This window comes from Psychrobacter sp. TB20-MNA-CIBAN-0197, from assembly GCF_040309765.1.
GTDB classification, from domain to species: Bacteria; Pseudomonadota; Gammaproteobacteria; order Pseudomonadales; family Moraxellaceae; genus Psychrobacter; species Psychrobacter submarinus.
On the sequence record NZ_JBEOPC010000108.1, the window covers coordinates 1 to 456 of the forward strand.

The window sequence follows — 456 nt, forward strand, 5'->3', positions numbered from 1 at the left end:
GTGCAGAATCGGTTGATGAAGCAACGAATAAACTAAAAGTATTTGCCGATAACAAACAAGGTTGGATTATAGGGCGAGGTTGGAACCAAGAGCTTTGGGCTGATACACGCTTTCCTACTGCTAAAGATTTAGACAAAGTAGTTAACGATCGACCTGTGGTGCTTTCTCGAGTTGATAGCCACGCCATTTGGGTTAATTCAAAAGCGCTCGAACTTGCAGGTATTACCGCCCAAACAAAAGCACCTGAAGGCGGTGAGATAATTAAAGACGAATTTGGCAATCCTACGGGTATTTTTGTAGACAAAGCAGAATCGCTAATTACCCAGCATATGCCAGCCCCTTCAAAACAAGATATAAGTGACTCACTTGATGCAGCAGGTAAACATTTATTAAGTTTAGGCATTACCTCTACTCACGATGCAGGTATTGATAAAACCACATGGGAGGTTTATAAAG

The 456-nt window shown here is 41.7% G+C and carries 1 protein-coding gene; it reads left to right on the forward strand.

Going from position 1 to position 456, the window contains the following annotated elements; translation table 11 throughout:
• On the forward strand, window positions 1-456 hold a 456-nt coding region (locus tag AAEY83_RS12870; RefSeq protein WP_351059296.1), incomplete at both ends, for an amidohydrolase family protein.